Genomic DNA, 26,773 nt, shown 5'->3' with positions numbered 1-26,773 from the left:
CTCTTTCCCAGGTCCTGACGTCGCTGCCCGGCGTCGGCGTCAGGACCGCCGCCGTCCTGCTGGTCACCGTCGGCGACGGCACCAGCTTCCCGACCGCCGCCCACCTCGCCTCCTACGCCGGCCTCGCTCCAGCCACGAAGCAGTCGGGCACCTCGATCCACGGCGAACACGCACCCAGAGGCGGGAACCGGCAGCTCAAACGCGCGATGTTCCTCTCCGCGTTCGCCGCCCTGCACGACCCCGCCTCCCGCACCTACTACGACCGGTGCCGGGCCCGCGGCAAGACCCACACCCAGGCCCTCCTCCGCCTGGCCCGGCACCGCATCAGCGTCCTGTTCGCCATGCTCCGCGACGGAACCTTCTACGAGGCACGCGGCCCCGAACCAGCCACCGCATGACCAGCCCCGGCTTGACGAAGGACATAGAGGCACCCCCCCGCCAACCGCCGGTAACCCCTCGGGAACTCGGCCTTTACACGATTTGAACGGTGCGCGCTGCCCCTTTTTCCCAGGTTCGCTCGCATTGGGGATCCCGAGCCCCAGCCGACACGGAAAACAACCCTCTTATCGGTCTCCCCAACCAGCACATCGTGGGCTTAACTTATGTGCCATGACCTCCCCCCGCTCCACCTATGGCGGCGGCTACTACTCCTCCGCCTCCTTCCCGGACACTCCGATCTACGACTCGCTCGTGGCCGAGCGGGGCACCCCGCAGATCGCCCCGATCCGGGTCCCCGCCGCGTACGACACGGGCAGCCATCTGCCTGCGTTGCCGTCGGCGCTGCCCGCCCTCCCGGCGGCACCGTCCCAGCCCTCCTACGGCTACCCGCAGGCACCGCAGCCCGCCCCGCTGCAACAGGCGCCCGCGGCCTACATCCCGCCGCAGGCCACCGCGCCGCGCGGCTACCCCGGCCCGCAGGGCGGCCCGATGCAGCAGCCCCGCCCCGCCGCTCCCGGCATGGGGTACGAGGCGATGCGCCCGGCGGCCCCTCGGCCGGGGCCGGCGCCTTACCAGGATCCCTACAACAACCAGCACTACCGCGGTTACTGATTCTTGATCACGCGTTGTCGGTGCCACCTGGCACGATGACGTCATGACTGAGGCACGACTGCTGTCGATCCATGTCCATCCGGTCAAGGCGGCCCAGGGGGTGGCACTCCCGCAGGCCGTCGTGGAGCCCTGGGGCCTGGCCGGAGACCGGCGCTGGACGCTGATCGACGACGGGGGAAAGGTCGTCACGCAACGCCGGCATCCGCGCCTCGCCCTGGCCGCCGCCGAGCCCCTGCCCGGCGGCGGTGTCCGGCTGTCCGCGCCCGGTCTGCGACCGCTGGAGGTGTCGGTGCCGGGCTCGGCCCGCACGGTCGTCGTCGAGATGTTCCGCGACAAGGTGGAGGGGGTTCTCGCCGACGACGCCGCGCACGCGTGGTGCAGCGCCCATCTCGACGACGACGTACGCCTGGTGCACATGGACGACCCCGCGACCCGCCGGCCCGTCGACCCGGAGTACGCGCTGCCCGGCGAGACCGTCACCTTCGCCGACGGCTATCCCCTGCTGGTCACCACCACCGCCTCCCTGGACGCCCTCAACTCGCTGATCGCGCAGGGTGACCTCGCCGACGAGGGCCCCCTGCCCATGAACCGTTTCCGGCCGAACGTGGTGGTGGCGGGCACCGAGCCCTGGGCCGAGGACTCCTGGTCGCGCCTGACGATCGGTGAGGTCGCCTTCCGGGTCGCCAAGCCCTGCGGGCGATGCGTGGTGACCACCACCGACCAGGTCACCTCCGATCGCGGCAGGGAGCCGCTGCACACGCTGGGCCGCCACCGCCGCCAGGGCGGCAAGCTCGTCTTCGGCCAGAACCTGGTCCCGCTCTCCCGCGGCACCGTCCGCGTCGGCGACCCCGTCGAGATCCTCGGCTGACCGAGACCGTCCTCCCCCGCCCGGCGGGAACACTCTTGCCTCCCCTGCTCGTTGGCCGGTCATGAGAAGTTCATGAGAGGACCCGGGCGGGGGCTGTCATGGAGCGGGAAGGGGGTGCGGGGCGATGCGGGCGATCGGCGGGCTCTGGCGTTGGCCGCACAATCCGCTGTGCCGGACGACGGACCTGATCGAGGCTTGGGTCGCCCTGATCGCCCTGCTGCTGATCCTGCTCCTCGCGCCCGTCGTCGGTGTCCTGGCCGGCGGTTCCGCCCAGGACAGCCTCCAGCAGGCGGTGCGCGAGCAGCGCGCCTCCCGCCACCAGATCACCGCCACCGTGCTGCGCAAGGCCCCCGGCTCCTCCCCCTTCCGGACGGAACCCGACGGCGGCTCCGGCCGCGACACCCACACCCGGGTCATCGCCGAGTGGTCCGCCCCCGACGGCACCGCCCACCAGGACGCGGTCCTGTCGGACCTCACCGATCCACGACCCGGCGACCGGTTCCTGATATGGACCGACGCCCGGGGCCGGGTCGCCACCCGCCCGCTGGACTCCGCGACCGCCACCACCCACGCCGTCCTCGCCGGATTCGGCGCCGCGCTCCTCACCGCGGGCACCGCCGAGGCGGCCCGGCGCGCGGCCGTCCGACACCTGCTCCGCCGCAGATACGCGCGCTGGGACCAGGCATGGGACCGCGCGGGCCCGGACTGGGGCCGCACCGGCACCGGCAGCTGACGGCCTTGCGCCTCTGGTCAACTCACCGCCCGCGCGCACGCTACGGTGGACCGGCCGAGGCTTTCGGGCATCAACCCGCGCACGAGGGAGCCACCGGGGTGCGCCCCGACGGCGACGAGCCAACCGGTACGACGAGGTGGGGGCACAGCAACGCCATGGCACAGGGCACGGTCCAGGTGACGCACACCGGCACATCGCGGTGGCGGCGCCGCACGGGGGAGTACGCATCGCTCGCCGCCGCCCTGGAGGCCGCGGCGGACGGTGACGTCCTCACCGTCGCTCCGGGGACCTACCGGGAGAACCTCGTGGTGCAGCGGGCGGTGACCCTGCGCGGACCCGAGGGCTCCCCCGGGTCGGTGCGCATCGCACCCGTGGACGGGGTGCCGCTCACCGTGCGGGCCTCGGCGGTCGTGCAGGACCTCCACATCGAGGGCCAGGACGCGGCCGCACCCGCGCTGCTCGTCGAGGAGGGCACGCCCGAGCTGATGGACGTACGGATCGTCACGCGCTCGGCGGCCGGCATCGAGGTGCGCGGCAGCGCGCGGCCGACGGTACGGCGGTGCACGGTCGACAATCCCGCCGGCATCGGCATCGCCGTACTCGACGGCGGGGGCGGGGTGTTCGAGGAGTGCGAGGTGCTCGCGGCCGGACAGTCCGGCGTCGCGGTGCGCGGCGGTGGCCACCCCCGGCTGGAGCGCTGCCGGGTGCACCACGCCTCCGGGACCGGTCTGAGCGCGACCGGTGACAACTCCGCGCTGGAGGCGGTGGGCTGCGAGGTCTACGAGGTGCGCGGCAGCGGGGTGCAGGTGACCGGCCGGGCCACCGCGCATCTGACCGACTGCGATGTGCACCGCACCACCGCCGACGGTGTCACCCTCGACACCGACGCGGTGCTCACGCTGGCCGACTGCCGGATCCACGACATCCCGGAGAACGCGATCGACCTGCGCTCGCGTTCGGTGCTGACGCTGACCCGGACGACGGTGCGTCAGTTCGGGCGCAACGGCCTGTCGGTGTGGGACCCGGGGACCCGCGTGGACGCCAACCAGTGCGAGATCTTCGACAGCACCGGCGACTATCCGGCCGTGTGGGTCAGCGACGGCGCCACGGCCGTGCTGGACTCCTGCCGGGTGCACGACGTGCCGGACGCGCTGTTCGTCCTGGACCGCGGCTCGCGCGCCGACGTCGTCGACAGCGACCTGTTCCAGGTGCGCAACACGGCCGTGTCGGTGAGCGACGGCGCGACAGCCCAGCTCGACGACTGCCGCATCCGGGACGCGGCGACCGGCGCCTGGTTCCGCGACCACGGCAGCGGCGGCACCCTCAGCAACTGCACGGTGGACGGCACCCAGACCGGTGTGATCGTCACCAAGGGCGCCGACCCCACGGTCGAGCGGTGCACGGTCGACTCCCCCGCCGAGGCCGGTTTCTACGTCTCGGCCGGCGGCCGCGGCAGCTTCCTGCACTGCCGGGTCACGGGCAGCGGCGGGTACGGCTTCCATGTGATAGACGGCTGCCGTACGACGCTGAAGAGGTGCCGCACCGAGCGCTGCGCGCGCGGCGGGTACGAGTTCGCGGAGGGCGCCGACGCCGGGCCGGGTGCGGGACCGGAGGTCGAGGACTGCACCAGCGACGAGAGCGCGGGTCTGCGGGCCCCGGCGCCCACGCTGCGGGAGACCGCCGTGGAGACGGTGGCCGCGACACCGGGGCTGCTGGGCTCGGTCCCGGAGCAGCGCGTGACCGCACCGGAGCCGTCGGCCGCCGTGCCCGGCACGGAGCAGCCGGGGCGGTCGGTGCGGACCTCCAAGGACGTCCTCGGTGAACTCGACGCGCTGGTGGGCCTGGACAGCGTCAAACGCGAGGTGCGGGCGCTCACCGACATGATCGAGGTGGGCCGGCGCCGGCAGCAGGCGGGGCTCAAGGCGGCCTCCGTCAAGCGGCACCTGGTGTTCACCGGTTCCCCCGGCACCGGCAAGACGACGGTCGCCCGGCTCTACGGCGAGATCCTCGCCGCGCTCGATGTGCTGGAGAAGGGCCACCTGGTCGAGGTGTCCCGGGTGGACCTGGTCGGCGAGCACATCGGCTCCACCGCGATCCGCACCCAGGAGGCGTTCGAACGGGCGCGCGGCGGTGTGCTGTTCATCGACGAGGCGTACGCGCTCTCCCCCGAGGACGCCGGGCGTGACTTCGGCAAGGAGGCCATCGACACGCTGGTGAAGCTGATGGAGGACCACCGCGACGCGGTCGTGGTGATCGTCGCCGGCTACACCGCCGAGATGGAGCGCTTCCTCACCGTCAACCCCGGCGTGGCCTCGCGCTTCTCCCGCACCATCACCTTCGGCGACTACGGCCCGGAGGAACTGCTGCGCATCGTCGAGCAGCAGGCCGAGGAGCACGAGTACCGGCTGGCGCCGGGCGCCACGGAGGCCCTGCTGAAGTACTTCACGGAGATCCCCAAGGGCCCCGCCTTCGGCAACGGCCGCACCGCGCGCCAGACGTTCGAGGCGATGGTGGAGCGCCACGCGAGCCGGGTCGCCCAGGTCACCGAGCCGAGCACCGACGACCTGACCCTGCTGTACGCGGAGGACCTGCCGGAGCTGCCCTAGACGGCCTTCCGTGGTTGCTCCGGTCGCAAGCGGGCCAGCAGCCGCTGCCGTTCCTGCGCGAAGGCCGGGTCCGCCTGGTAGTCGGAGTGGCCGAGGAGGGGTGCGGGCAGGGGGTGCCGGTCGGTGCGGCCGTATTCCAGCGGGTCGTCCAGGGAGGCTCGGTCGACCGCCGGGCCGCAGCAGCCGGGCAGCCGGACCGGGCCGCCGATCGGGTCGGTGGTCCGGTGGAGGTTGCGCCAGCAGTCGACGTCCTCGTGCAGCGCGGCCAGCGCGGGCGGGCCGAAGTGGGCCGGGAACCAGCGGCCGTAGAGGCGTTCGATCGGGGAGCCGTAGGTGAGCAGGGCGACGCGTTTGCGGTCGGCCGGCTCCAGCTGCCAGGCGGCGGCCGCCGCGAGCACACTGCCCTGGGAGTGCCCGGAGATCACCAGGCGGCCGCCCGTCTCACGCGTCCAGGTGGTCATCCGCCAGGTCAGGTCGGGCACCGCGCGCTCGGCGTAGCAGGGCGGGGCGAAGGGGTGGGCGGCGCGCGGCCAGAAGGTGCCGACGTCCCAGAGGATCCCTATGGTGCGCCGTGCGGAGGCGTCCTTGTAGGCGCGGCGGCCCCAGGTGACCAGGAGCAGCACGCCGAGGCCGATCAGCCAGGAGCCGAGTGCCTGCGCGGTGTGGGCGGCGCCGTGGACGAAGGGGTACGACCCCTCGGTGGCCCCGGTCGGGGTCCTGCCGCCGGCCCACGCGCCCGCCAGCGCACCCGCGCCGAGCAGGAGGGTGGAGACGGCGGTGACCGCGACGACCAGGGGCGCGTGGTCGGTGAGCGTGGCCATCGCGCGGGCCCGGGCGATGACCCGGGTGCGCCCGGCGTCTCCGCCGTTGTCGATCCCGTAGTCGCGGAGCACGGCGGCCCGTTCCGCCCGGGCGAGCAGCAGGGCCCGGCGGCCGAGCAGCGCGGCCAGCGCCAGCAGGACGAGGAGTACGGCCGGGATCACGGACGCCTGCCAGGTCAGCAGCACGGGCGGACCCGCGAGTGAACTCCTGGTCCCGTCCAGCCAGTCGCCGACCCGTTGGGCCACCCCACCGGACATCACCCCGCCCAGCGCACAGGCCAGCATGACGACGGCGGGCCCGCCGAGCCCGCGCAGGGCGGCCCGGTCGGGGCTCGGGGTGCTGTCGTCCGGCGGGGCGGCACGGTCGGCGCTCCCGCTCCTCTGACCCGGTACGGCGTCCAACGGGGCGCACCGGTGCGTCCCCGGCCCGCCGGGCGGGGCGGCAGGGCGGTGCAGCGTGCGGGCGACCGCGGCGAGGGCGAGCACCAGGAGGCCCTGGAACAGGGCGATGGCGCCGAAGGTGATGTCTCCGGGCAGGCGGCCCGCCGAGTGCCAGCCGGGGCGGGACCAGCCGGCGTACAGGAGGGTGAGGGCGAGCAGGAGCAGAGCGGTCAGCGGGAGGCGGCGGACCAGGTGCCGGTCCAGGGCCCGGTCGAGACGGCGTTCGGTGCGGCCCCGGCGGCACACCACCCAGACGACGGCGACCGCGCCGCCCACCAGGGCGGTGACCAGGAGCCAGCCGAGCGCGTCGAGGAGCGCGGGGCCGCCCGGGCGGCGGTCCTCGCGGGCGGCCGCCGTACCGACCGCGGCGGCCACCGTGAGCAGTCCCGCCGCGGTGTGCGCGGCACGCAGTCGGGCGACCAGCCGGCGCCCGTACCAGAAGCCGGGCCGGCTCAGCGCGGTCGGGCTGACGCGGTCTGCGGGTTCGGGCGCGCGGTCGAGGGGCTCCTGGGACTCGTAGGCCCGCCAGGTGCGGTGGGAGAGGTACCAGAGCAGGCCGGTGAGGGCGGTGGGTACGAGCGCGGCGAGGGCGAGCCGGCGGCCGGGCAGGCTCCACCAGCCGTCGTCGGAGACGGCGGGCGAGAGGAAGCCCAGCCAGCTGTGGCGCTCGGCGCACGCCTGGGTGCCCGCGCACTGCCAGGCCGTGAGGTCCAGGGCGACCTCGCAGGCGGCGGCGACCAGCAGCACCGTCAGGGTGAGCCCGGCGAGCCGGACGAGCAGCCCGTACAGCCGGACCGAGCGGATGCGGCCCTGGGCGGCCGGGCGCATCCAGTGGGCGAGGTTGACCACCATGAACGGCAGCAGCAACAGCCACAGGGCGCGGGTGCCGTTCCCGGAGGTGAGGTTGGACCAGACGTACGCCTCCGGGATCGGCCCGTCGCGCCGGGCGGCGGGGCCGGTCTCGGCGTCGACGTCGTCGGCGCGGCGGTGGACGGCCGCCGTGTCGTCGCCGGTGATCCGCACGGTGCGCGGATCGTTCAGCATTTTCTCCGGTGTGGCACCGCCCACCCCGTGGACGAGGAGTTCCAGGGCGGCTCGGGCCCCGGTGGGGCGGTCGGGGCTCGGGGCCCCGTCGGTCAGGACGTGTTCCACTGTTCGCACTTCCCCCGTGACGCACCGACGGTGATGTCTGTGTGATGTCTTCGTGCGGGCACAGGATCTCCACTCGGGGCGCGGTCCACACCCGTTGTCACCGAATCTCCTCCGACGACTCGCCGGGCCTTCCCCTCGGATGGCATGCACGCGTCGGGTGGGCGGTGGCGCGGCCCGGACCACGCCGTGCGAGGATGGGACGCCCGCACCCGTCCGACCGGCAGAATGTCCTCGTCGCGGCAGGTGCGTGAGTGTGTCGGCGGAGTGGATCGGCTTGAGGCGAGAGGACCGGAGCGTACGTGAGTGAGAATCAGAACCTCCTCGCCGAGCAGCGTCGCGCCCTGATCCTGGACGAGGTCCGGCGGCGTGGCGGCGTCCGCGTCAACGAACTGACGCGCAAACTCGGCGTGTCGGACATGACGGTACGACGCGACCTGGACGCGCTGGCCCGGCAGGGCGTACTGGAGAAGGTGCACGGCGGCGCGGTGCCGGTCGTGGAGGCGAGCACCCACGAGCCCGGCTTCGAGGCGAAGTCGGGCCTGGAGCAGAGCGCCAAGGAGGACATCGCGCGCGCGGCCGCCGCGCTGGTGACCCCGGGCAGCGCGATCGCCCTTTCGGGCGGTACGACGACGTACGCCCTGGCGCACCAGCTGGTGGACGTGGCGGACCTGACCGTGGTCACCAACTCGGTGCGGGTCGCCGACGTCTTCCACGTGGCGCAGCGCACCTCCGGACAGCGGCAGGGCGCGGCGACGGTCGTGCTGACCGGCGGGGTGCGCACACCGTCCGACTCGCTGGTGGGGCCGGTGGCCGACCAGGCGATCGCGACGCTCCACTTCGATGTGCTCTTCCTCGGGGTGCACGGGATATCGCCGGAGGCCGGCCTGTCCACGCCGAACCTCGCGGAGGCGGAGACCAACCGGCGGCTGGTGCAGTCGGCGCGCCGGGTGGTGGTGGTCGCGGACCACACCAAGTGGGGTGTGGTGGGACTGAGTTCGTTCGCGGCGCTGGAGCAGGTCGACACGCTGGTGACCGATGCGGGGTTGCCTGCGGCGGCGCGGGCGGAGATCTCCGAGCATCTGCGGCTGGTGGTGGCGGGCGAATCCGAAGGCGATACAGACAGCTGATGGCGTGTCAGCTAGGGTGACGCTGCCCGTCGTCTTGAGGGGGTGGCGTCACCATGGTCGTCCGTCGGCTTCGTCCGGTGGGGGTCGAGTTCGTCGAGTCGGCGCCCGTGCGGATGGTTTTCGCGCGGGAGATGTCGGCTTCGCCGGAGTCCGTCTTCCGGGCGCTCGCGGAGGATGTGGCCGGGTGGGCCGACTGGTTCTCGGCGGTCACCAGGGCCCGGCCTACCGCGGGTGGGCGTGAGGTGTGGCTCCGGGGTGGTGCGCGGTTTCAGGAGACCGTGCTTGTGGCGGAGGCGCCTGAGATTTACGCCTATCGGGTGGACGTGACGAATGTGCCTGGGGTGCGGGCGTTGGTCGAGGAGTGGCGGGTTGTGCCTGCCGGCCGGGGTTCGCGGGTTCAGTGGACCTTTGTGGCGGACGGCAGCGGAGCGTTTCGGGCGGTGCTGCGGATGGCTCGGCCCGGGTGGGGGCGGGCCTTTCGGGAAGCCGTCACAGCGTTGGACCGTCGGCTGGGAGCGTAAGCGTCTGCCCAGGAATGTCGTCCTGCGGAGTGCGGGCCGTATGCGGCTTGTCGCGCAGGTCCCCGCGCCCCTGACTCAGCTCACGTCGGTTGCCCACCCACCGGTCTGCAGGAAAACCTCGATCGCTGTCGTGTACGGCTTGATGTCCAGACCCTGTTCGGCCAGCCAGGCATCCGAGTAGTACTTGTCCAGATAACGGTCCCCCGGGTCGCACAGCAGAGTCACCACGCTGCCCTGCTGCCCCGCCGCCACCATCTCGGCGACGATCTTCAGGGCGCCCCACAGGCCCGTGCCCGTGGAGCCGCCCGCCTTGCGGCCGATGGCCTGCTCCAGGGCGCGTACGGCGGCGATGCTGGCCGCGTCGGGGACCTTCATCATGCGGTCGATGGCGCCGGGGACGAAGCTGGGTTCCATGCGGGGGCGGCCGATGCCCTCGATGCGGGAGCCGCAGTCACAGGTGACGTCGGGGTCGCCGGTGGTCCAGCCGTCGAAGAAGCAGGAGTTCTCCGGGTCGGCGACGCAGATGCGGGTGTCGTACTGCATGTAGTGGACGTAGCGGGCGATGGTGGCCGAGGTGCCGCCGGTGCCGGCCGTGGCGACGATCCAGGCAGGTTCCGGGTAGCGCTCCAGGCGCAGTTGGCGGAAGACGGACTCGGCGATGTTGTTGTTGCCGCGCCAGTCCGTGGCCCGTTCCGCGTAGGTGAACTGGTCCATGTAGTGGCCGCCGGTCTCCGCCGCGAGGCGGGCGGACTCCTCGTACATCTTGCGTGAGTCGTCCACGAAGTGGCACCGGCCGCCGTGGAACTCGATCAGGCGGATCTTCTCGGCGCTGGTCGTGCGCGGCATGACGGCGATGAAGGGCACGCCGATCAGCTTCGCGAAGTACGCCTCCGAGACGGCGGTGGAGCCGCTGGACGCCTCGATCACCGGGCGGTCCGGCCGGATCCAGCCGTTGCACAGGCCGTAGAGGAACAAGGAGCGGGCGAGGCGGTGCTTGAGGCTGCCGGTCGGGTGGGTCGACTCGTCCTTCAGGTACAGGTCGATGCCCCAGTGCTCGGGCAGCGGAAAGCGCAGCAGATGGGTGTCGGCCGAGCGGTTGGCGTCGGCCTGGACCTTGCGGACGGCCTCTTTGAGCCAGTCGCGGTAGGCGGGGTCGGTGTGGTCGACGTCGAGGGTGGCGCCGGTCCTGGTCTGCGGGTGGGTGGTCACGGCGGGGCTCCTTAGGCTGCGCGCCGACGGCGTCCGGGCGCGGCCGACACACCGATCATAAGCACCTTCCGCACACCTTCCCACCTGCATAAACACACCTTTGGGCGGCTCAAAGACGGGCCTGGGGAGTGGTGGTGGCCGAGGTACGGCGCGCCGAGGGGGCGCATTCGGGCGAGTGCTCCGGGCTGTTTTGGCCAGGCTGTCGTACACACTGGTGCGGGCCGTCGGGTGGGAGCAGACTGCACCGGGCGGGGGGCGCACACGGGAACATCACGCAAGGGGGCGGCATGACGGAGCCGGAGTTCACGGCGACGGGTGTGCGGATCGGGCGGAGACTGCGCTCGCTCACCCGGGCCGGGCAGGTCCGGATCAGCGGTGGCAGGCTGCAGTTGCTCAACAGCCGGGGCAGTGAGATAGACAGCGCCCCGGTGCAGGCGGTGCGCGCGTCCCGGCCCTGGTTCGCGCCGGAGGACCGGGCGCTGGCCGACCTCAACGGCCACCGGTATCTGCTGACCCTGGGCGAGCGCGACGCCGCGCCGGGCGAGCCGGGGCCGCCCGCGGCCCGCCGGTTCATCGAGGCGGTACGACGGGCCGCCGGGCGTGGCCGCTGAGAGCTCATGTGGCTGCAGTGGCCGATGGGGCGCGAGTTGCGGTCAGGCACCCCCTGCGGCACGCTGTTATCTACGTCACTCTGGGTGTACCGGCGATAACGCTGCGAACCAGCCCGCCGGCCATGACAGCAGGCGGCCGCTTGGCGCAGGGCCACTGCTGGATCGATCCGAACTCCGTGTTCTTCCGGACCTCACGTCGGGGAGTCGCAGCCGTGATCAGCAACCCAAGCAGGCACTGCACGGTGGAGCTCCAAGCCCTGCCGTCGCGGATCGGCCAGGTCCGCAGAATCGTATCGGCGCAGTTGCGCTACTGGCATCTGGATCAACTGATAGACCGGGCCTCGCTCGGTGTGACCGAGCTGTTGACCAACGTCCACCAGCACGCCCGGGCCGACAAGACATGCACCGTGGAGATGGAGCTGCTGCTCGACCGGCTCACCGTGTCCGTGCGTGACCGAGATCCGCGGCTTCCGGTCGTGGAGGACGTCACGGACGGCGACGCGCTCGCCACCTGCGGGCGTGGGCTGGCCATGGTGGCCGCGGTCAGCGAGAGCTGGGGCGCGCGCCCGGACGGCGAGTCGGGCAAGGTCGTGTGGTTCACCCTGCCCGCTCCCCCGTCGACCCCCGCCCCGCCCGCGCGACCGCCGCGCCGTGCGGCCGCGGAGCACACCGCGGTCCGGTTCCCGGACGTCGAGCAGGTCGACGCCCACCGGCCGGCTCATGCTCCCGCCCGGTCCGCCGTTGCCGGCTGACCGGGCGGTGAGACCCTCTCGGCGGTACGTACGTCACTCGGTGCCGACGGCGCGCAGCACGTCCAGGCGTGCCGCGCGCCGGCCGGGCGCAGGCCCGCGAGGGCGCCGGCCTGCACCGGCCCACCAGGGCGACCGCGACGGCCGTGCGGCCGCGGTCAGGTTGCCGGTGGGCTCGTCGGCGAAGACGACGTCGGCCCGGGCGGCGAAGGCCCGGGCCGACGCGTCGCGTTGCTGCCGACCGCCGGAGAGCTCGCAGGGGCGGTGGCGCAGCCCGTCGCACAGCCCGACGACATCGACGAGCGAGTCGTCCACTCCGCGTCGCCCCGCTCCCCGGCGAGGTCGAGGGGCAGCCGGATGTCCTCCTCCACGGTCAGCACCGGCACCGAGGTTGAACACCTGGAACACGAAGCCGACGCGGTCGCGGCGCAGCAGGGCGAGGCGGCGGTCGTCGAGGGCGCCCAGCTCGGTGTCGCCGACGTGGGCGGTGCCGGAGGTGAGGGCGTCGAGGCCGGCAGCGCAGTGCATCAGGGTGGACTTGCCGGAGCCCGAGGGCCCCGTGATCGCGGTGAAGCGGTCGGCCGGGAAGCCGACGCTCACCCCGTCCAGGGCCCTGACCTCGGTGTCGTCGCGGCCGTAGACCTTCACGGCGTCGACGACCCGGGCGGCCGTGCGGGTGGCGGTGGTGACGGTCATGCCTCGACCCCCCTGCCCGTGCGGCCGAACTGCTCGTCCAGGGCCGACAGTCGGCGCCAGTACTCGTCCTCGTCGATCTCGCCGGAGGCGAACGTGACGTCTCCTTCGGTGATGCTCCGAGACTTCCGCTGACGATCGAGGTCGTCGTACGGCCAGCGGCAACGCGCGTACCTCCCGTGGAGTGCGCCGACTTCCATCGGGTGCTCCCGACAGGGCTCGACTTCTGTAACTACTAGTATGTACAGTGGGGTGGTGAGTACTTCCGAGCGACTGATCGAGTCCACCCGGGAGCTGCTCTGGGAGCGCGGCTACGTGGGCACCAGCCCCAAGGCGATCCTGGAGCGCGCGGGCGCCGGGCAGGGCAGCATGTACCACCACTTCAAGGGCAAGCCCGATCTGGCGCTGGCCGCGATCCGGCGGACGGCCGAGGAGATGCGGGCCACGGCCGGCGCCGTCCTCGACGGCCCTGGCACGCCGTCCGATCGAATCCGGGCGTATCTCCTGCGCGAGCGCGATGTGCTGCGCGGCTGCCCGGTCGGCCGGCTCACCATGGACCCGGACGTCATCGCCAGCGAGGAGCTGCGCGCACCCGTCGACGAGACGCTCGACTGGCTGCGTGAGCGGCTCGCCGGACTGGTCGAAGTGGGCAAGGAGCAGGGGCAGTTCGGCCCGGAGCTGGACGCCGAGGAGATCGCCGCCACGATCGTCGCGACCGTGCAGGGCGGTTACGTCCTCGCCCGGGCCTCCGGGTCGTCCGCCGCCTTCGAGGCGGGAGTCCGGGGACTGCTCTCCCTGCTCGAACCGTGAAACCGGCACCAGGAGACGACATCCATGCACGCCCTGCAGTACGCCCTCACCCTCCCCGCCGACTACGACATGGGAAGCATCCGGGACCGAGTGGCCCGACGCGGCCATCTCCTCGACGACTGGGCGGGGTTGGGCCTCAAGGCGTATCTGGTCCGCGAGCGCGGCAGGGACGGCTCGCCGGTGAACGAGTACGCGCCGTTCTATCTGTGGAACACGGTCGAGGGCATGAACGCCTTCCTGTGGGGAGGCCCGTTCCAGGGGATCGCGGACGACTTCGGGCGGCCGGTGGTCCGGCAGTGGACGGGGCTGGCGTACGAGGAGGGCGGCGCCGCGGGCGCTCCGGCGCGGGTCGCGGTACGGCACACCCGGCGGATCCCGGAGGGTGTGGTGCTGACGGAGGTGATGGAGGAAGCGGTCCGCGAGGCGGGGCGGCTCGCCGCGCGGGACGGGGTGGTCTGCGCTGCGGCGGCCGTGGATCCGAGCCGCTGGGAGGTCGTGCACTTCTCGCTGTGGGCACAGGAGCCACCGACGGCCGACGGCGATGTCTTCCGGGTGCTGCACCTGTCGGCCCCCGGCCGGGAGCGGCTGCCCCGGGGCCGGCAGTGGTGAGCACGGCGGGCCGCCGATCTGCCGGCGCCGTGCTCGGCGTGCCGCACGGCGGCCCGGCCGACCTGTTCGTCTCCGAACTCACCGTCCGTATTGGCACATCGGGGGTCCGCGCCGGACCGATCAAGGTGGCGGGCGGCTTCCACGCCACGGGCGCGCCCGTCGCCGTCCACCTGGAGCTCGGCACCGGCGCGCCCGATGTGCTCGACCTGTTGTGCGGCGAGCTGGGCGTACCGCCGGACCGGGTGGTCCTCAGTCACCTCAACCGCTCACCCGATCCCGTAACGCATCGTCATGTCGCCGAGGCCCGACGCCTGGTTGGACTTCGACGGCCGTCGCACGCCGACCACGCCCGGGACTGGCGAATGCCGGACGCCGTGCGCGCCCTGGCCGAGGCCGGGTTCGGGGACCGCCACGAGCCTCCACCACCGTCGACCGAACGCGCGGCCGCGGTAGTGGTGTCCCCGCCGAGCAGGACAACCCGGCCCGCGCCTTCGCGGTGGAGTGGGACGCCCGGGCGACGGCCCGGAGCGCCGCGAGGACAGGAGCACCGCATGGCACTGGAGATGCGCGACCACTACGAGCGCGGTACCGCGACTGAGCTGCCGCTGGAGGCGCCGGCGCGGATCTGCTCGTACGAGTGCACGCTCTGCGTGCCGTGCACCGAGGCCATGGCGGGGGTATGCCCCAACTGCGGCGGGGAACTGGTGACCAGACCCCGGCGGACGGTTGGTCCACTTGACTGAAGATCGACCGACCTTGACCCCCGTCCATGCACTCCGCTCGCGGCGGCATAGGCCATTATTGACCGATCGTTCTTGAATCGCTTAGGGTCATCACATGGCTCGCACCAAGGAGTTCGACCCCGACGCCGCCCTGCAGTCCGCACTGGAGCTGTTCTGGCGGCACGGCTACGAGGCGACGTCGATGGCCGACCTCGTCGAGCACCTCGGGATCGGCCGGGCCAGCATCTACGCCACGTTCGGCAACAAGCGCGACCTGTATCTGAAGGCACTGGACCGGTACGGCGAGCAGCAGAATCCGTATCTGCTGCACGAACTGTCCCGGCCGGGGCCCGCGTTGCCGGCCGTGCGCGCGCTGGTGCGCCGGTTCGCGGCGGAGGCCGCGGACGACGCCCGCCGCGAGACCGGCTGCTTCGTCACCAACACAGCCGCCGAACTCGCCCCGCACGACAGCGCGGCGGCCCGCCGCGTGGAGCTCAGCTGGGAGCGTCTGGAGACGCTGCTGCACTCCACGCTCGTCCGCGCGCAGGAGCAGGGCGAGCTGGACGAGGAGCGCGATCCGCGGGCCCTGGCCCGCATGCTGCTGGTGCTGATGCAGGGCCTGCGGGTGGTCGGCAAGGCGTCCACGGACCCGGCGCGCGTGCGGGACGCGGCGGACCAGGCGCTGGCACTGCTGGACTGACCGACTCCGCGCACCCCGCTGACACTGGATCCTCGCACGCCAAAATTCTGAACCGATCGGTCAAGAAACCGGGGGGCTCATGACCACGACCGACGCCGCCACGGCCGGGCCCACGGCCCGCACCGCCACCCGCGGCCCGTTCCTCCTGCTCGGCTCCGTGCAGGTCACGCTGATCTTCACGCTGGCCGCCGTCGCCGTCCCACTGCCGGAGATCGGCGCCCGGTTCTCCTTACGCCGCGAGGAGTTGGTGCTGCTCAGCGCGGCCTACGGGCTGACCTTCGCGGGGTTGCTGCTGTTCGGCGGGCGGCTCGCGGACCGCTGGGGCGGGCGGCGCGCTCTGGTCGCCGGGCTGCTGCTCTTCACCGCCGCCTCCATCGCCGCACCGCTCGCCCCCGGGTACGCCGCCCTGCTCGCGGCGCGCTTCGCCCAGGGCGCCGGCGCGGCCCTGACCGCCCCCGCCGCGACGGCCGTCCTGGGCGACCTCTTCCCCGAACCCCCGGCATACCGCGGGGCGATGGCGACCTGGGGCGGACTGTCGGTGCTCGGCGCCACGGCCGGGAACCTGCTGTCCGGCGTGATCTCGGCACTGCTCTCCTGGCGCTGGGCGTTCGCCCTGCCGCCCGCCGCCGCCACGACCGCGCTCCTCCTGGCGCCGCGTGTCCTGCCGCCGGGCCCCGGACGCCCGGCGGGCCACCGTCCCGGCCTCGACCTTCCCGGCGCGCTGTTCGCCACCGGCGGGATCGCGGCGACCAGTTACGGCCTCGTCCTCACCGACGCCCGGCCATGGACGTCCGCCGACGTGCTGACTCCGTCGGCCGTCGGCCTCGCCCTCCTCGCCCTGTTCACGGTCGTCGAGCGGCGGGCCCGCGATCCGCTGCTGCCGCCGGGGTTCCTGCGCGACGGCCGCCGCGCGCCCGGGCTGGCCGCCACCGCGCTCACGGCGGCCGGGACCAGCACCGTGTTCGTCCTGTTCTCCCTCCACCTCCAGGAGGAACGCGGCTGGTCGGCCCTGCGGACCTCCGCCGCGTTCCTGCCGTTCGCCCTCGCCCTGCTGCTGTCCGCGCGCGTCGCCGGGCGGCTCGTCGCGCACCGAGGGCCGGTCGCCGTCACCGCCGGCGGGCTGGCCACGGCCGCCGTCGGGCTCGCGGTGCTGGCACTCCTCGGGCTCGACTCCGGTGTCCCGTACGCCCTCGGGGTGCTGCCCGGTTTCGTGCTGCTGCCCGCCGGGGCCGCCGCGTCCTTCGCCGGTGCGGCGGTGCTGGCGACCGACCGGGTGCCCGCCGAACGCGCCGGGCTGGCCGGAGGCGTCCACAACACCGCGATGGAGGTGGGGCCGACCGTGGTCTTCGCGGTGCTGCTCGCCGTCGGCGGCGACCGGGCGAGTCTCGCCACGGCGGCCGCCCTGTTCGCCGTGACCGCGTCCGCGCTGCGGCTCGCACGCTCCTGAGCTCTCTCGCGTCCTTGTCCGTCTGACTGAAAGGAACCTGACTCCATGTCCGACAACCGCTTCACCGGCCGCACCGTCCTCGTCACCGGCGCCGGCTCCGGCATCGGCCGGGCCGCGGCCCTGGCGTTCGCCGCCGAGGGCGCCCGGGTCGTCGTCGCCGGGCGCCGTCGTCCGGCGCTGGAGGAGACTGTCGCCCTGGCCGAGCGGGCCGGCGGCAGCGCCGTCGCCCGCGTCGCGGACGTCAGCCGGGCGACCGACGTGGAAGCGCTCGTGCGGGGCGTCGCCGAGGAGTTCGGCTCGCTCGACGTCGCCGTGAACAACGCCGGCGTCTTCCGCGGCGGGCCCACCGCCGACCTGGCGGAGGACGACTGGCGCACCCTGTTCGACACCAACGTCACCGGTGTGTTCCTCGCCCTGCGGGCCGAGATACGGCAGATGCGGACGCAGACGCACGGCGGCGCGATCGTCAACGTCTCCTCCAACCTCGGCCGGCACATGCAGGTGCCCAGCACCACCGCCTACGCGGCGAGCAAGGCGGCCGTGACCTCACTGACGCGCGGGGCGGCCCTGGAGTACATCGCCGACGGGGTGCGCATCAACGCGGTCAGCCCCGGAGCCACCGACACGACCATGTCGCTCCTGCCGGGCGAGACGGAGGCCGAGCGCGCCGCCCGGATGAAGGACCAGTCGCCGGTGGGCCGCGTCTCGACGACGGAGGAGGTGGCCGCGGCGGTGCTGTATCTGGCGTCCGACGCGGCGGCCTCGGTGGTGGGCACGGATCTGGTGGTCGACGGGGGTGCGGAGCTGTAGCCGGCAGCTCTCCATGAGGCAGGGCCTCGTGGCCGACGCGGTCCGTCAGCTCTGCGTCAGTACCCCCAGCGGGTCGTCCAGGACCGGCTGCCAGGCCAGTTCGGCCGCGCCGACCAGGCTGTTGTGGTCGAGGGAGCAGGCCAGGATGGGGACGCCGCCGCTGCGGCCCCACAGGCTGCGGTCGGCGACGACGGCACGCAGCCGGTCGGGGTCGGCGTCGAGGAGGGTGCGGTGCAGGCCGCCGAGGATGATCCGGTCGGGGTTGAGGATGTTCACCAGGCCCGCCAGGCCCAGTCCCAGCCGGTCGATGAGGGCCTCGACGGCGGTGCGGACGACCGGGTCGGCGTACTCCTCGCGGATCAGCCGGCTGGCCTGGTGCAGCAGCGAACCCTCGGGGCCGGGCTCGCGTCCGGCGGTGGTGAGCAGGGCCAGTGGGTCGGCCTCGACGTCCAGGCAGCCTCGGCCGCCGCAGTGGCAGGGGCGGCCCTCGGAGTTGACGGTGAGGTGGCCGACTTCGAGGGCGAGCCCCGAACTGCCCGTGTGCAGGCGCCCGTCGAGCACCAGCGCGCCGCCGACGCCCCGGTGTCCGGTGGCCACGCACAGCAGGTCGCGGGCGCCGCGTCCGGCGCCGTGCCGGTGTTCGGCGAGCGCGGCCAGGTTCACGTCGTTGCCGGCGAAGGCCGGCCCGGTGACCCCGGCCGCCCGCACCCGCTCGGTGAAGATGTCCCGCACCGGAGCGCCCACCGGCCAGGCCAGGTGCAGCGGGTTGAGGGCGAGGCCCTCCGGTTCCGCGACCGCCGACGGAACGGCGAGCCCGGCGCCCAAGCAGCGGCGCCCGGTGGTGCGCAGCAGTTCGGCCGCGGCGTCGACGACCGTACCGAGCACCTTCGCGGGGTCGGCGTCGACGGCCTCGCAGCTCGGGGTGGTGGCGACGATCCGGCCGCCGAGGCCGACCAGCGCGGCGCGGAATCCGTCGGCGTGGACCTGGGCGGCCAGCACGACGGGGCCGTCGTCGGCGATGTTCAGCCGGTGCGAGGGGCGGCCCTGGGAGCCTGCGGCGGCCGTGGGCCGGGCGTCGACCCGGATCAGGCCGAGCGCCTCCAGTTCGGCGGCGACCGCGCCGGCCGTGGCGCGGGTGACGCCGAGTTCGGCGGTGAGGACGGCCCGGGTGGGCGCGCGCCCGGTGTGCACGAGCTCCAACGCGGGCCCGAGCGCACCGCGTCCCCGGTCCAGCCGCGCCTTCGAGGTGGTCCCTTCCCCCGCAGGCCGGGGGTCCGCCTTGCCGCTCATGAGGGCGAGTCTCCCATGATCCGCTCGGTGGTGTTGCCGCCAGTGAGCCCGCTCACGCGCAGGGTGATGTTCAGCCGTCCGGTCAGCCCGAGCCAGCCGGGCGCGGTGCCCGGACGCACCCTCGGCACCCCGTGGTACGCGCGCCGCGCCGGCCCGCCGAACACGAACAGGTCGCCGCTGCGCAGCTCGACGTCCGTGTACGGGCGGGTGCGGGTCTCCGTGTTGCCGAAGCGGAAGACACAGGTGTCGCCGAGGCTCAGGGAGACCACGGGGGCGTCGGAGCGCTCGTCGGCGTCACGGTGCATGCCCATGCGCGCGTCACCGTCGTAGAAGTTGATCAGTGCGATGTCGTACGACGGTGTCGTGGCCGCCGGTGGCCCGAGCGCGTCGGTGACCGCGCGGCGGGCGAGGTCGTCGAGCCAGGACGGGAAGGGCTTCACCGGGGAGCCGTCGCCGTCGACGACCGTGCGGGCGTAGGCGTACGGGTACCAGTGCCAGCCGAGGCAGACCTGGCGGGCGGTCATGGTGCCGCCGCCGGGCGTGCGGACGGTGCGCAGGCCGGCCGGCGGGCGCGCCCAGACCCGGCAGGCCGCGAGCAGCTCGCGCTGGCGGGTCGCGTCCAGCCAGTCGGGGACGTGCACCGCGCCGGGCGCGATCGTCGCGCGCTTCCGGGGGAACGGCTCGGCACTCTCCCTGGGGAACAGCTCGGCGTCCATGCCTCCCATCCTCCCCCACCGCCCCTGAGCTGCGGCTCCGCTAGCCTTGACCCGGTGGACGACCGTATGACGACGCCGTGGGGCGAGTTCGCCCTGGCCCGCTTCCCCGAGGATCCGCGCGATCGGCTGCGCGCCTGGGACGCCTCCGACGCGTATCTGCTCCGGCATCTGGCGGAGGAGGGCATCGCGCTGTCGGGGACGGTCGTGGTGCTCGGGGACCGGTGGGGCGCGCTGGTCACGGCGCTCGCGGAGCACCGGCCGGTCCAGATCACCGACTCGTACCTCGGGCAGGAGGCGACCCGGGCGAACCTGGCGCGCGGCGGTGTCGAGCCCGGCGCGGTGCGGCTGCTGACCACGCAGGACCCGCCGCCCGGCCGGATCGACGTGCTGCTGGTGCGGGTGCCCAAGAGCCTGGCGCTGCTGGAGGACCAGCTGCTGCGGCTGGCGCCGGCGGTGCACGCGGACACGGTCGTCGTCGGCACCGGCATGGTGAAGGAGATCCACACCTCGACGCTCCAGCTGTTCGAGCGGATCCTCGGGCCGACCCGCACCTCGCTCGCCCAGCAGAAGGCGCGGCTGATCTTCTGCACGCCGGATCCGGCGCTGGAGCGGCCCGCCAGTCCGTGGCCGTACCGGTACGACCTGCCGGAGGGCCTGGGTGCGCTGTCGGGGCGTCCCGTGGTCAACCACGCGGGCGTGTTCTGCGCCGACCGGCTCGACATCGGCACCCGCTTCTTCCTGGCGCATCTGCCACGCACCCGGGGCGACCGGCGGGTGGTGGACCTGGGGTGCGGCAACGGGGTCGTGGGGACGGCGGTGGCGCTGGCCAACCCCGAGGCCGAGGTGCTGTTCACCGACGAGTCGTTCCAGGCGGTGGCCTCCGCGGAGGCGACGTACAAGGCCAACGAGGTGCCGGGGCACGCGGAGTTCCGGGTCGGGGACGGGCTGGAGGGGGTGGCGGACGGCAGCGTGGACTTCGTCCTGAACAATCCGCCGTTCCACTCCCACCAGGCCACGTCGGACGCGACCGCCTGGCGCATGTTCAGCGGGGCGCGGCGCGCGCTGCGGCCGGGCGGGGAGCTGTGGGTGATCGGCAACCGGCACCTGGGCTATCACGTGAAGCTGCGCCGGCTGTTCGGCAACAGCGAACTCATGGCGAGTGACCCGAAGTTCGTGGTGCTGCGGGCCGTCAGGCGCGGGTGACCACGGTGATGAGCCGCGCCACCGTCCGTGCCATCGCCTCCCGGCCCACGCTGAGGTAGTGGCGGGAGTCGACCGCCTCGGGGTGGGTGTCGAGGTACTCCCGGATCGCGCCGGTCATGGCGAGGTTGAGGGCGGTACCGATGTTGACCTTGGCGATGCCGCCGGCGACGGCCGCGGTCAGCTCCTCGTCGGGCAGCCCGGAGGAGCCGTGCAGGACGAGGGGCACCTCCAGGGCCATGTCGAGGCGCTCCAGCAGGGTGTGGTCCAGAGTGCCGGTGCGGGCGGTCATCGCGTGGACGCTGCCGATGGCGACGGCCAGGGCGTCGACGCCCGAGTCCGCGACGAACGCCCGCGCCTCGACGGGGTCGGTGCGGGCCCCGGGAGCGTGCGGGTCGCGCGGCGGCAGCTTGCCGTCGATCTCCCCCAACTCCGCCTCGATCCACAGCCCTCGGGCGTGCGTCCAGTCGGCGGCGGCGCGGGTGGCGGCGAGGTTCTCGCGGTACGGCAGCCGGGAGGCGTCGTACATCACGGAGCTGAACCCGGCACCGGGCGCCTGGCGCAGCAGCTCGTCGCTGCTGACGTGGTCGAGGTGCAGCGCGACGGGGACGGCGGCGCGCTCGGCGGCGGCCGCCGCGGCGCGGGCGAGCGGGAGGACACGGCCGTGGCGGAACCTGACGGCGTTCTCACTGACCTGAAGGACGACGGGCGCGCCGACCGCCTCGGCGCCGGCCACGACGGCCTCCACATGTTCCAACGTGATGATGTTGAACGCGGCGACGGCACGACGCGCGGCGGCGGCGCGGGTGACGAGGTCGCCGGTGGTGGTGAGCGGCACGGATGCTCCTGGGCGGGCGTCAGGGGGCGGGCATCAGCGGACGGACGAGCAGCGGGCCGGTCCGAGGGCCAGGCGTCAACGGGCGGGGCGTCAGGGCCGAGGCCGCCGTCAAGAGGCGAGGCAGCGGACCGATCCGGTCAGGCATCAGCGGGCGAGGGGCGGGGGCAATCCGGGTCGCCGTCAACGAGCGAGGATCACCGGGCGAGGCGAGGCGGCGGGGTGGTCCCGGTCCGGGCGCCAGCGGGTGCGGATCACCGAGCGGGTGAGGTGCGCGTGCGGTCCGGGCGCCGGCAGGCGTGCTTCGCCGAGCGCATGAGGTGGCGGACCGGTCAGGGGTCAGCGGGTGAGGATCACCGAGCGGGTGAGGTGGCGGGGGCGGTCCGGGTCGAGGGCGCGGGCGGAGGCGAGGGCTACGGCGAGCCGTTGGGCGCGGACCAGTTCGGCGAGCGGGTCCAGGTCGCCGGACACCCACAGCCCACCGGTGGCGCGGACCTGTTCGGCCAGCCCGTCAGGTGCCTCGCCGAACAGCCAGACCGCCCTGCCCGGCCCGGTGATGCTGATGGGGCCGTGCCGGTACTCCATAGCGGGGTACGCCTCGGCCCAGGACAGCGACGCCTCGCGCATCTTCAGCGCGGCCTCCTGCGCCAGGCCGACCGTCCAGCCGTGCCCCAGAAAGGTGAACTGGCCGCAGTCCAGCAACCCTTGGGGCAGATCGGAGGCCAGCGCGGTACGGGCGTCCGCGACGACGGCGTCGGTGTGCAGGCCGAGGTGGGCGCGGAGCAGGGTGAGCGCGCTGGTCGCGAACCGGGTCTGCACGACGGAGCGTTCGTCGGCGTGGTCGAGGACGACGACGTCGTCGGCGGCGGTCATGACGGGCGTGTGCGGGTCGGCGGTGATCGCGGTGGTGCGGGTGTGTCCACGCAGCCGGGTGAGCAGGTCGAGGACCTCCGTGGTGGTGCCGGAGCGGGTGAGGGCGACGACACGGTCGTAGGCGCGGCCGTGCGGGAACTCGGAGGCGGCGAACGCGTCGGTCTCGCCCTGGCCGGACGCCTCTCGCAGGGCGGCGGCGGACCGCGCCATGAAGTACGACGTGCCGCAGCCGACGAGCGCGACCCGCTCCCCGGCCCTCGGCAGCTCCCGCGTGCAGTCGGCGGCCCTCGACGCGGCATGGATCCAGCACTCGGGCTGGCTGGTCAGTTCGTCCTCGACGTGGGTCATACCGACGCCCCCTCCAGGGAAGAGCACCCTAGTCCTGATGAGTACTCTTGCAAGATAGGGCCCGTTTTCGAGCAACTTCAAGCATGCGGGAAGGGTGAGGGAATGTCGCGGGACGCCCGCTGGAAGACACTGCTGGAGCTGCTCGTCGAGCGCGGCCGGCTGGACGTCGAGGAGGCGGCCGCCGAGCTCGCGGTGTCGGCGGCGACGATCCGGCGCGACTTCGACCGGCTCGCCGAGCAGCGGATGCTGGTGCGCACCCGGGGCGGCGCGGTCGCGCACGGGGTATCGTACGAGCTGCCGCTGCGCTACAAGACGGCCCGGCGCGCTCCGGAGAAGCAGCGGATCGCCGAGGCGGTGGCCGAGCTGGTCGCGCCGGGCGAGGCGGTCGGGCTGACGGGCGGCACCACCACCACGGAGGTGGCCCGCGCCCTGGCCGTGCGCGGCGATCTCGGCTCGGGGACACCGGCCCTGACGATCGTCACCAACGCGCTGAACATCGCGGGCGAGCTCGCCGTGCGGCCCCAGTTCAAGATCGTGGTGACCGGCGGGGTGGCGCGGGCGCAGTCGTACGAGCTGGTCGGGCCGCTGGCGGACGGGGTGCTGGGGCAGATCACGCTCGACGTGGCCGTGCTCGGCGTGGTGTCCTTCGACGTCGAGCACGGCGCGGCCGCGCACGACGAGGCGGAGGCGGCGGTCAACCGGATGCTGTGCGAGCGGGCCCAGCGCGTCGTGGTGGCCGCGGACTCCAGCAAGCTGGGCCGGCGCGCCTTCGCCCGGATCTGCGCGGCCGACGCGGTGGACACCCTGGTCACGGACGCGGCGGCCGACGCGGGGACGGTACGGCGGTTCGAGGAGGCGGGGATCCGGGTGCTCACGGTCTGAGCCCGGGTCGCCTCAGTCGTGCGCGCACCAGATGACGTCCCATCACATCTTCGAACGGTCGAGGTGTTCGGCGTCGGTCTCCAGCGTGAGGAGCAGGGCGCCCTCGACGGCGGTGAGGGTGCCGCTGCCCTGGGGGAAGTCGACGCTGCCCGTGCCGGCGGCCTCGTCCCAGGACGTCTCGAACCGGCGGCCGAGGTGGGCGGCGAGCTGTTTGGCGTAGCGGTGCGGGCGGTCGGTGGTGACCCGGGCGGTGGAGCGGGGCATGGAGAACCCCTTCGTGTGACGGTGGACCGTGTCGGCCTCCGGCAGTACTCCGTGGGGGATGCCGGCCTGCACGGCTCCCCCGCACCCTAGATCATTTAGGGCTCAAGCAAGCGCACAGCGCGGTGGGCACGGAGTGAAGATTCCGCGCCCACCGGCGAGCCAACTTCCTTGCGCCTCCTAGAGGTTGCTCTCCAGCCGCTCCGCCACCAGCTTCACGAACCGGCCCGGGTCCTGCGGGCGACCGCCCTCCGCGAGCACCGCGAGCCCGTGCAGCAGTTCGGCGGTCTCGACCAGCCCCGAGTGGTCCTCACGCTCGCCGTAGGCCCGGTTGAGTCCCCGCACCAGCCGGTGATCGGGGTTGAGTTCGAGGATCCGCTTGGTCCGCGGCACCTCCTGGCCCATGGCGCGGTACATGCTCTCCAGCGCCGGGGTCAGGTCATGGGCGTCGGAGACGACACAGGCCGGGGAGACGGTGAGCCGGGACGACAGCCGTACGTCCTTCACCTCCTCACCGAGCTGCTCCTTCATCCAGCCGAGCAGACCGGCGTACTCCTCGTCGCGCTTGTCCCGCTCGCCCTCGGCCTGGTCGCCGTCGTCCGTGCCGAGGTCGATCTCGCCCTTGGCGACCGACCGCAGCGGCTTGCCGTCGAACTCGCCGACCGCGTCGGCCCAGACCTCGTCGACGGGGTCGGTGAGCAGCAGGACCTCGATGCCCTTGGCCCGGAACGCCTCCATGTGCGGGGAGTTCTCGATGCTCTGCCGGGACTCGCCGGTCATGTAGTAGACGGCGTCCTGGCCGTCCTTCATCCGCTCCACGTAACCCTGGAGGGTGGTCGGCTCGTCGTCGGCGTGGGTGCTGGCGAAGGAGGCGACGGCGAGGATGGCCTCGCGGTTGTCGGCGTCGGTGACCAGCCCCTCCTTCAGGACGGCCCCGAACTCCCGCCAGAAGGTGGCGTACTTCTCCGCGTCGTTCGCCTTGAGGTCCTTGACGGTGGAGAGGATCTTCTTGGTCAGCCGGCGCTGGATCATCCGGATGTGCCGGTCCTGCTGGAGGATCTCGCGGGAGACGTTGAGCGAGAGGTCCTGCGCGTCGACGACGCCCTTGACGAAGCGCAGGTACGGCGGCAGCAACGCCTCGCAGTCGTCCATGATCAGCACGCGCTTGACGTACAGCTGGAGGCCGCGCTGGTGGCCCTGGGTGAACAGATCGTGCGGGGCGTGCGCGGGGACGAACAGCAGGGCCTGGTACTCGAAGGTGCCCTCGGCCTGGAGCCGGACGGTCTCCAGCGGGTCGCGCCAGTCGTGGCCGAGGTGCTTGTACAGCTCGTGGTACTCGTCGTCGGACACCTCGTCGCGTGAGCGCGCCCACAGTGCCTTCATCGAGTTCAGCGTCTCGGGCTCGGACGCGTCGTCGCCCTCCCGGCGCATCCGGATCGGCCAGGTGATGAAGTCGGAGTACCGCTTGACGATCTCCCGGATGGTCCAGGGGGAGGTGTAGTCGTGGAGCTGGTTCTCCGGGTCGGCCGGCTTGAGGTGGAGGGTGACGGCGGTACCCTGCGGGGCGTCCTCGACGGTCTCCAGGGTGTACGTGCCCTCGCCGCGCGACGACCAGCGGGTGCCCCGCGTCTCCCCCGCCTTGCGGGTGACCAGGGTCATCTCGTCGGCCACCATGAAGCCGGAGTAGAAGCCGACGCCGAACTGCCCGATGAGCCCCTCGGCCCCGGCCGCGTCCTTGGCCTCCTTCAGCTCCTTCAGGAACTCGGCGGTTCCGGAGTTGGCGATGGTGCCGATGAGCTTGCCCACCTCGTCGTACGACATCCCGATGCCGTTGTCCCGCACGGTGAGCGTACGGGCATCCTTGTCGGCCTCGATCTCGATGTGCAGGTCGGCGGTGTCGGCGGCGAGCCCGTCGTCCCGCAGGGCGGCCAGGCGCAGCTTGTCCAGCGCGTCGGAGGCGTTGGAGACGAGCTCGCGCAGGAAGACATCCTTGTTCGAGTAGACCGAGTGGATCATCAGCTGGAGCAGCTGACGGGCCTCTACCTGGAACTCAAACGTTTCGGTCGGCATGGTTGGCTTCTACCTCACAGGTCCCACAGTCGTCGGCTCTGCCGGAAGCCACTGTAAAACACCAAGTCATCCCGCACCCGAGCTTGTTCACCGCGCCGTGAGGCGGAGCAGCAGCAAGCACGGCGGTGAGCAGTGGGCCGAGCGCAAGCGCGCTCTCACGCAGGAGTCCTCCTCCCGCTGGGCCGGGTCGGTCACGAAGGCCACCCACGACCAGTGGGCACTCGCCCGGCGCGGCCAGCTCGCGCACATCCAGAGCCTTCAAGCCGGGATCGACACCATCGGGCACCGGCTGTCCCTGCCCGTGGGTGAGAAGGGCAGCAAGAAGGTGCGTGGTGCGCGGTGGGAAACGGCTGATGAACACCCGCCACCACCTGGAGCAGGCACAGCTCAGCGGACCGTCCAGGCCGAATCGGTGACCCCGGGGCCAGGTACACATGGGCGTCGACGAACCCGGGCAGCACGGTGGCGCCCTGGAGGTCGACCGCCTCCCGGGCGGGCAGGGACGTCACGGCCTCGTCCAGGCCCGCGATGCGGCCCTGCCAGATGCCCAGGTCATGGGCGCCCGGGTGGTGCGGGTCCAGGGTGAGGAAGCGGGCGCTGGTCAGCCTGGTGGTCAGCT

At 73.1% G+C, this 26,773-nt stretch carries 26 protein-coding genes and 3 pseudogenes; 18 read left to right on the top strand and 11 right to left on the bottom strand.

All coding sequences use genetic code 11. The annotated features are described in order from the left end of the window. The 5 genes from ACH5AC_RS29455 to ACH5AC_RS29435 form a co-directional block, all read left to right on the top strand. Positions 1-398: transposase (locus ACH5AC_RS29455; protein ID WP_398865230.1), on the top strand; the 398-nt coding region annotated here is incomplete at its 5' end. Positions 399-609: 211 nt separating this feature from the next. Further along, positions 610-1,050, top strand: a complete 441-nt coding sequence (locus ACH5AC_RS29450) for a DUF6643 family protein (protein ID WP_398865229.1) — start codon at positions 610-612, stop codon at positions 1,048-1,050. 43 nt (positions 1,051-1,093) lie between these two features. Then, a complete protein-coding gene (locus ACH5AC_RS29445; RefSeq protein WP_398865228.1) occupies positions 1,094-1,918 on the top strand; it encodes an MOSC domain-containing protein in 825 nt (274 codons plus the stop codon). A gap of 124 nt (positions 1,919-2,042) precedes the next feature. Next, positions 2,043-2,651, top strand: a complete 609-nt coding sequence (locus ACH5AC_RS29440; RefSeq protein WP_398865227.1) for a hypothetical protein — start codon at positions 2,043-2,045, stop codon at positions 2,649-2,651. Positions 2,652-2,806: 155 nt separating this feature from the next. Then, positions 2,807-5,257, top strand: a complete 2,451-nt coding sequence (locus tag ACH5AC_RS29435) for a right-handed parallel beta-helix repeat-containing protein (RefSeq protein WP_398865226.1) — start codon at positions 2,807-2,809, stop codon at positions 5,255-5,257. On the opposite strand, the gene ACH5AC_RS29430 is transcribed toward ACH5AC_RS29435, so the two are convergent. Continuing rightward, positions 5,254-7,671, bottom strand: a complete 2,418-nt coding sequence (locus ACH5AC_RS29430) for a hypothetical protein (RefSeq protein ID WP_398865225.1) — start codon at positions 7,669-7,671, stop codon at positions 5,254-5,256. The genes ACH5AC_RS29435 and ACH5AC_RS29430 overlap by 4 nt on opposite strands. Positions 7,672-7,970: 299 nt before the next feature. Between ACH5AC_RS29430 and ACH5AC_RS29425 the strand changes: the two genes are divergently transcribed. Further along, the gene (locus ACH5AC_RS29425) at positions 7,971-8,798 is read left to right on the top strand and encodes a DeoR/GlpR family DNA-binding transcription regulator (RefSeq protein ID WP_398865224.1); all 828 of its coding nucleotides are present in this window, start codon (positions 7,971-7,973) and stop codon (positions 8,796-8,798) included. A 53-nt stretch (positions 8,799-8,851) separates the two neighbouring features. Continuing rightward, positions 8,852-9,319 carry an SRPBCC family protein gene (locus tag ACH5AC_RS29420; protein ID WP_398865223.1) on the top strand — a complete coding sequence of 156 codons (468 nt, stop codon included), beginning with the start codon at positions 8,852-8,854 and terminating at the stop codon, positions 9,317-9,319. Positions 9,320-9,394: 75 nt separating this feature from the next. Here ACH5AC_RS29420 and ACH5AC_RS29415 read toward each other — a convergent pair whose 3' ends face one another. Continuing rightward, positions 9,395-10,528, bottom strand: a complete 1,134-nt coding sequence (locus ACH5AC_RS29415) for a PLP-dependent cysteine synthase family protein (RefSeq protein WP_398865222.1) — start codon at positions 10,526-10,528, stop codon at positions 9,395-9,397. Between the two features lie 287 nt (positions 10,529-10,815). Between ACH5AC_RS29415 and ACH5AC_RS29410 the strand changes: the two genes are divergently transcribed. Both ACH5AC_RS29410 and ACH5AC_RS29405 read left to right on the top strand, forming a co-directional pair. After that, on the top strand, positions 10,816-11,139 hold the full coding sequence (locus ACH5AC_RS29410) for a hypothetical protein (protein ID WP_398865221.1): 324 nt from the start codon (positions 10,816-10,818) through the stop codon (positions 11,137-11,139). 212 nt (positions 11,140-11,351) lie between these two features. Next, positions 11,352-11,891 carry an ATP-binding protein gene (locus ACH5AC_RS29405; protein ID WP_398865220.1) on the top strand — a complete coding sequence of 180 codons (540 nt, stop codon included), beginning with the start codon at positions 11,352-11,354 and terminating at the stop codon, positions 11,889-11,891. 33 nt (positions 11,892-11,924) lie between these two features. Here ACH5AC_RS29405 and ACH5AC_RS29400 read toward each other — a convergent pair whose 3' ends face one another. Beyond that, complete coding sequence (locus ACH5AC_RS29400) at positions 11,925-12,584, bottom strand: ATP-binding cassette domain-containing protein (protein ID WP_398865219.1); 660 nt, start codon at positions 12,582-12,584, stop codon at positions 11,925-11,927. Next, positions 12,581-12,676 (bottom strand): annotated as a pseudogene (locus ACH5AC_RS29395) (SHOCT domain-containing protein); the annotation flags it as partial. The gene ACH5AC_RS29400 and the pseudogene ACH5AC_RS29395, both read right to left, overlap by 4 nt. A 145-nt stretch (positions 12,677-12,821) precedes the next feature. On the opposite strand from ACH5AC_RS29395, the gene ACH5AC_RS29390 reads away from it, so the two are divergent. The 6 genes from ACH5AC_RS29390 (at position 12,822) to ACH5AC_RS29365 (ending at position 17,679) form a co-directional block, all read left to right on the top strand. Then, positions 12,822-13,391 carry a TetR/AcrR family transcriptional regulator gene (locus ACH5AC_RS29390; RefSeq protein ID WP_398865217.1) on the top strand — a complete coding sequence of 190 codons (570 nt, stop codon included), beginning with the start codon at positions 12,822-12,824 and terminating at the stop codon, positions 13,389-13,391. A 24-nt stretch (positions 13,392-13,415) separates the two neighbouring features. Beyond that, on the top strand, positions 13,416-14,000 hold the full coding sequence (locus ACH5AC_RS29385; protein ID WP_398865216.1) for a DUF4865 family protein: 585 nt from the start codon (positions 13,416-13,418) through the stop codon (positions 13,998-14,000). Next, entirely contained in the window at positions 13,997-14,743 is a 747-nt protein-coding gene (locus ACH5AC_RS29380; protein ID WP_398865215.1) for a DUF1272 domain-containing protein, read from the top strand. The genes ACH5AC_RS29385 and ACH5AC_RS29380 overlap by 4 nt, the downstream gene beginning before the upstream one ends. Positions 14,744-14,837: 94 nt before the next feature. Next, positions 14,838-15,422, top strand: a complete 585-nt coding sequence (locus ACH5AC_RS29375; protein WP_398865214.1) for a TetR/AcrR family transcriptional regulator — start codon at positions 14,838-14,840, stop codon at positions 15,420-15,422. Positions 15,423-15,501: 79 nt separating this feature from the next. Beyond that, on the top strand, positions 15,502-16,869 hold the full coding sequence (locus ACH5AC_RS29370; protein ID WP_398865213.1) for an MFS transporter: 1,368 nt from the start codon (positions 15,502-15,504) through the stop codon (positions 16,867-16,869). A gap of 45 nt (positions 16,870-16,914) precedes the next feature. Continuing rightward, complete coding sequence (locus ACH5AC_RS29365; protein WP_398865212.1) at positions 16,915-17,679, top strand: SDR family NAD(P)-dependent oxidoreductase; 765 nt, start codon at positions 16,915-16,917, stop codon at positions 17,677-17,679. A gap of 45 nt (positions 17,680-17,724) precedes the next feature. Here the strand turns inward: ACH5AC_RS29365 and ACH5AC_RS29360 are convergent, their stop codons facing one another. Both ACH5AC_RS29360 and ACH5AC_RS29355 read right to left on the bottom strand, forming a co-directional pair. Beyond that, positions 17,725-18,969: an ROK family protein gene (locus ACH5AC_RS29360; protein ID WP_398865211.1), complete on the bottom strand. Its 1,245-nt coding sequence runs from the start codon at positions 18,967-18,969 to the stop codon at positions 17,725-17,727. Next, on the bottom strand, positions 18,966-19,685 hold the full coding sequence (locus tag ACH5AC_RS29355) for an alpha-ketoglutarate-dependent dioxygenase AlkB family protein (protein ID WP_398865210.1): 720 nt from the start codon (positions 19,683-19,685) through the stop codon (positions 18,966-18,968). Before ACH5AC_RS29355 ends, ACH5AC_RS29360 begins: the two co-directional genes overlap by 4 nt. Positions 19,686-19,751: 66 nt before the next feature. On the opposite strand from ACH5AC_RS29355, the gene ACH5AC_RS29350 reads away from it, so the two are divergent. After that, positions 19,752-20,888 carry a methyltransferase gene (locus tag ACH5AC_RS29350; RefSeq protein WP_398865236.1) on the top strand — a complete coding sequence of 379 codons (1,137 nt, stop codon included), beginning with the start codon at positions 19,752-19,754 and terminating at the stop codon, positions 20,886-20,888. Here ACH5AC_RS29350 and ACH5AC_RS29345 read toward each other — a convergent pair. Beyond that, a complete protein-coding gene (locus tag ACH5AC_RS29345; RefSeq protein ID WP_398865209.1) occupies positions 20,875-21,723 on the bottom strand; it encodes a ketose-bisphosphate aldolase in 849 nt (282 codons plus the stop codon). The genes ACH5AC_RS29350 and ACH5AC_RS29345 overlap by 14 nt on opposite strands. A gap of 336 nt (positions 21,724-22,059) precedes the next feature. Further along, positions 22,060-22,941 carry an SIS domain-containing protein gene (locus ACH5AC_RS29340; RefSeq protein WP_398865208.1) on the bottom strand — a complete coding sequence of 294 codons (882 nt, stop codon included), beginning with the start codon at positions 22,939-22,941 and terminating at the stop codon, positions 22,060-22,062. Between the two features lie 102 nt (positions 22,942-23,043). Between ACH5AC_RS29340 and ACH5AC_RS29335 the strand changes: the two genes are divergently transcribed. Next, positions 23,044-23,823 (top strand): DeoR/GlpR family DNA-binding transcription regulator, encoded by a 780-nt coding sequence (locus ACH5AC_RS29335; RefSeq protein ID WP_398865207.1) that lies wholly within the window; start codon positions 23,044-23,046, stop codon positions 23,821-23,823. A gap of 42 nt (positions 23,824-23,865) precedes the next feature. On the opposite strand, the gene ACH5AC_RS29330 is transcribed toward ACH5AC_RS29335, so the two are convergent. Together ACH5AC_RS29330 and htpG are read right to left on the bottom strand one after the other, a co-directional pair. Beyond that, positions 23,866-24,087 (bottom strand): DUF2218 domain-containing protein, encoded by a 222-nt coding sequence (locus ACH5AC_RS29330; RefSeq protein ID WP_398865206.1) that lies wholly within the window; start codon positions 24,085-24,087, stop codon positions 23,866-23,868. A 177-nt stretch (positions 24,088-24,264) separates the two neighbouring features. Beyond that, positions 24,265-26,154 (bottom strand): molecular chaperone HtpG, encoded by a 1,890-nt coding sequence (gene htpG / locus ACH5AC_RS29325; RefSeq protein ID WP_398865205.1) that lies wholly within the window; start codon positions 26,152-26,154, stop codon positions 24,265-24,267. Positions 26,155-26,269: 115 nt separating this feature from the next. Between htpG and ACH5AC_RS29320 the strand changes: the two are divergent. Next, positions 26,270-26,546 (top strand): annotated as a pseudogene (locus ACH5AC_RS29320) (IS200/IS605 family accessory protein TnpB-related protein); the annotation flags it as partial. Positions 26,547-26,576: 30 nt separating this feature from the next. Here ACH5AC_RS29320 and ACH5AC_RS29315 read toward each other — a convergent pair. Then, a pseudogene (locus ACH5AC_RS29315) lies at positions 26,577-26,771 on the bottom strand (amidohydrolase); the annotation flags it as partial. Between the last annotated feature and the right edge of the window lie 2 nt (positions 26,772-26,773).

The organism is Streptomyces sp. NPDC018693 (assembly GCF_044391385.1).
Classification (GTDB): Bacteria; Actinomycetota; Actinomycetes; order Streptomycetales; family Streptomycetaceae; genus Streptomyces.
This window is presented reverse-complemented; position numbering and strand designations above follow the sequence as displayed.

Excerpts from the sequence above, each read along its gene's own strand:
- ACH5AC_RS29450 (WP_398865229.1), top strand. The coding sequence starts at position 610 with ATGACCTCCCCCCGCTCCACCTATGGCGGCGGCTACTACTCCTCCGCC.
- ACH5AC_RS29445 (WP_398865228.1), top strand. The coding sequence starts at position 1,094 with ATGACTGAGGCACGACTGCTGTCGATCCATGTCCATCCGGTCAAGGCG.
- ACH5AC_RS29440 (WP_398865227.1), top strand. The coding sequence starts at position 2,043 with ATGCGGGCGATCGGCGGGCTCTGGCGTTGGCCGCACAATCCGCTGTGC.
- ACH5AC_RS29435 (WP_398865226.1), top strand. The coding sequence starts at position 2,807 with ATGGCACAGGGCACGGTCCAGGTGACGCACACCGGCACATCGCGGTGG.
- ACH5AC_RS29420 (WP_398865223.1), top strand. The coding sequence starts at position 8,852 with ATGGTCGTCCGTCGGCTTCGTCCGGTGGGGGTCGAGTTCGTCGAGTCG.
- ACH5AC_RS29410 (WP_398865221.1), top strand. The coding sequence starts at position 10,816 with ATGACGGAGCCGGAGTTCACGGCGACGGGTGTGCGGATCGGGCGGAGA.
- ACH5AC_RS29400 (WP_398865219.1), bottom strand. The coding sequence starts at position 12,584 with ATGACCGTCACCACCGCCACCCGCACGGCCGCCCGGGTCGTCGACGCC.
- ACH5AC_RS29390 (WP_398865217.1), top strand. The coding sequence starts at position 12,822 with ATGTACAGTGGGGTGGTGAGTACTTCCGAGCGACTGATCGAGTCCACC.
- ACH5AC_RS29385 (WP_398865216.1), top strand. The coding sequence starts at position 13,416 with ATGCACGCCCTGCAGTACGCCCTCACCCTCCCCGCCGACTACGACATG.
- ACH5AC_RS29375 (WP_398865214.1), top strand. The coding sequence starts at position 14,838 with ATGGCTCGCACCAAGGAGTTCGACCCCGACGCCGCCCTGCAGTCCGCA.
- ACH5AC_RS29370 (WP_398865213.1), top strand. The coding sequence starts at position 15,502 with ATGACCACGACCGACGCCGCCACGGCCGGGCCCACGGCCCGCACCGCC.
- ACH5AC_RS29365 (WP_398865212.1), top strand. The coding sequence starts at position 16,915 with ATGTCCGACAACCGCTTCACCGGCCGCACCGTCCTCGTCACCGGCGCC.
- ACH5AC_RS29360 (WP_398865211.1), bottom strand. The coding sequence starts at position 18,969 with ATGAGCGGCAAGGCGGACCCCCGGCCTGCGGGGGAAGGGACCACCTCG.
- ACH5AC_RS29355 (WP_398865210.1), bottom strand. The coding sequence starts at position 19,685 with ATGGACGCCGAGCTGTTCCCCAGGGAGAGTGCCGAGCCGTTCCCCCGG.
- ACH5AC_RS29350 (WP_398865236.1), top strand. The coding sequence starts at position 19,752 with ATGACGACGCCGTGGGGCGAGTTCGCCCTGGCCCGCTTCCCCGAGGAT.
- ACH5AC_RS29340 (WP_398865208.1), bottom strand. The coding sequence starts at position 22,941 with ATGACCCACGTCGAGGACGAACTGACCAGCCAGCCCGAGTGCTGGATC.
- ACH5AC_RS29335 (WP_398865207.1), top strand. The coding sequence starts at position 23,044 with ATGTCGCGGGACGCCCGCTGGAAGACACTGCTGGAGCTGCTCGTCGAG.
- ACH5AC_RS29330 (WP_398865206.1), bottom strand. The coding sequence starts at position 24,087 with ATGCCCCGCTCCACCGCCCGGGTCACCACCGACCGCCCGCACCGCTAC.
- htpG (WP_398865205.1), bottom strand. The coding sequence starts at position 26,154 with ATGCCGACCGAAACGTTTGAGTTCCAGGTAGAGGCCCGTCAGCTGCTC.